A 2,537-nucleotide genomic window follows, 5' to 3' on the forward strand; every position below is an offset into this window, starting at 1 on the left:
CGGCATAACACACCCTACTGAAATATTTTCAGAAATCAAATATGATTCCTATATAGCAATCCGATTTGATTTGTGTATCCCTCACGGGAGAGTAGCTATACTTATTTGCGTAGACAGGGAGTAGAGAGTAGACTTGCCGTGACTTGTACTGAGCATAGAACGGGAGTGGAGAGTACGGAATCAGCCCTTTCGAGTTGTACGGAATTTTTTCAAAAATCAAATAAGAGTCTTAATATTTGTAATTTGTGTACTGATTGACCGCTAACTATTGACTATTGACCATAGAACATTGACTATAACCATTGGCAAATGACAGATGGCTAATGACTAATGACTAATCAAAAACGCGTTTGCATTATCTTGGGCACTCGTCCGGAAGCGATTAAACTAGCTCCAGTGATTCAGGTTTTTCAAAAATCTTCAAGTTTTGAGTCGCAAGTAATTCTTACTGGACAGCATCGAGAGATGGTTGAGCAAGTTATGCAGCTGTTCAACATCAAGGCAGATTATGACTTGGAAATTATGCAGGTTCAGCAATCTCTAAATGATATTACCTGCCGTAGTTTACAAGGGTTAGAAGCATTATTTAAGGAGAAAAAGCCAGATTTAGTGGTGGTGCAGGGAGACACTACCACGGCTTTTGCCGCAGCTTTGGCAGCTTTTTATCAAAAAATCCCTATTGGTCATGTAGAAGCAGGGTTAAGAACTGATGATATCTTAAATCCTTACCCAGAGGAAGCTAATCGGCGGTTGATTTCTCAAATTACTCAGTTGCACTTTGCACCGACTCCTTGGGCTGTGGAAAATTTGCACCGTTCTGGTGTTTTGGGTGAAATTCACATGACGGGTAACACGGTAATTGATGCGCTGTTGAATGTAGCTGCAACCCAAGCAGGTTGTAAAGTACCAGGTTTAGATTGGGATTCATATCGCGTTCTGTTAGCAACAGTTCATCGTCGGGAGAATTGGGGAGAACCACTGCAAGCGATCGCTCAGGGGTTTTTACAAATCTTAGACAAGTTTCCTGATACAGCTTTGCTATTACCATTACACCGCAATCCGACAGTGCGAGTTCCGTTGCAAGAACTTTTAGGCAATCATCCCCGAATTTTCTTGACAGATCCTCTAGATTATGGCGAATTGGTGGGTGCAATTGGGCGATCGCATCTTTTGCTCACTGACTCTGGTGGCTTGCAAGAAGAAGCCCCCAGCTTAGGAAAACCAGTACTAGTTTTAAGAGACACTACAGAAAGACCAGAGGCGGTTGCAGCCGGTACAGCCAAACTTGTAGGCACTACAACTGAGAACATCTTTGCAAATGCTGCTGAGTTACTTAGCGATCCAGATGCTTATGAAGCAATGGCAAATGCAATTAATCCCTTCGGGGATGGTCATGCAGCAGAGCGCATTTTGCAGATTGTACAAAATTACCTGGGTCTTTCATCAGAAACATCAACTTAGGAATTTAGATTAAAGAAAGTGCAAAATCTCTGTTTTTTAGGGTGCATAAAATCGGTTTTTCTCCCGGGTTTGCATTTTTTTATTAGGGGTGTACAGATGTACGCCCCTAATTTGAAATGAGATTTTCAAAGGGTGACTTTTGGCTAAATACCCAAAGCTGATCGAGTTTCAGGCCCCACTGTACCATCTACAAGTAGACCTTTACTTGCCTGAAAGCTTCGGACTCGGTTAACAGTTTCTTGACCGTAAATTCCATCAACTCTGAGATTACCTAAAGCTGTTTGAACGTCTCTTACAAGCTGACCTCTAGAACCACGAGTCAGAATGACTGAACCGCCAACACCACCAGGTGTAGTCACAGAAGGATTGTTAGGTCTATCACCAACCCATCGAGCAAAAACATATCTACCCGTAGAAAGCCTAGCAAAACCGTTTTCATACCTTTCAATGGCTGGAAGTGTTGTGCCATTTGGTACACAATCTATATATGAGTAATTGGTGCTTGGGCCTGTACGGATACGCAAACAACTGCCGTTAGTCCTGACAAATGCAGCCGAACTAATTTGAATTTGGGCAGCAGCAATAAGTAATACACCAACACCAGCTAAAGCTAACCAAGCTGAAGATTTAAGAAGTTTTTTCCAATTGAATTTAGATTTGGTGATTCCAGATGCCTCTTCTTTGGTAATAGCTATGTCAGAAGATTTAAGAGATTTTTTACTATCTAATTGGAATTTAGACGGATTAGATTTGGTGTTTCGAGATGCTTCTTCTTGAGCAATAAACATCTGAGAATAAGCAAGATATTCCATAATGCAACCCTTTATATGAAAACATGAGTAAATACAGAGAACTACTTCAGATTTCTCTGTATTTACTCTTAGTATATTTTATATCACTGTGCTGTCAAAAGGTTTTTGCTGGTAGCGGAATTAAGAAAAATAAAATTAACGCGAGTTTGACAAACCTCTCCCAGCCTTCTATGGTGTACACACAAGCCGGAAATAGTAGTTTGTCAAGGAATAATTGACGAGTACATTCTTTGTAGAGACGGCGATTTATCGCGTCTCTCTAAC

At 41.0% G+C, this 2,537-nt stretch carries 2 protein-coding genes; one reads left to right on the forward strand and one right to left on the reverse strand.

The features are described from left to right. Window positions 1-330 precede the first annotated feature (330 nt). Entirely contained in the window at window positions 331-1,461 is a 1,131-nt protein-coding gene (gene wecB / locus VB740_RS36405; protein ID WP_323204661.1) for a non-hydrolyzing UDP-N-acetylglucosamine 2-epimerase, read from the forward strand. A gap of 143 nt (window positions 1,462-1,604) precedes the next feature. Here the strand turns inward: wecB and VB740_RS36410 are convergent, their stop codons facing one another. Further along, window positions 1,605-2,273, reverse strand: coding sequence for a peptidoglycan-binding protein (locus tag VB740_RS36410; RefSeq protein ID WP_323204662.1), 669 nt, complete (start codon window positions 2,271-2,273; stop codon window positions 1,605-1,607). Window positions 2,274-2,537 lie beyond the last annotated feature (264 nt).

Origin of the sequence: Nostoc sp. UHCC 0251 (assembly GCF_034932245.1) — a bacterium.
GTDB lineage: Bacteria > Cyanobacteriota > Cyanobacteriia > Cyanobacteriales > Nostocaceae > Nostoc.

Coding starts and splice junctions, on each gene's coding strand:
- wecB (WP_323204661.1), top strand. CDS start 331: ATGACTAATCAAAAACGCGTTTGCATTATCTTGGGCACTCGTCCGGAA.
- VB740_RS36410 (WP_323204662.1), bottom strand. CDS start 2,273: ATGGAATATCTTGCTTATTCTCAGATGTTTATTGCTCAAGAAGAAGCA.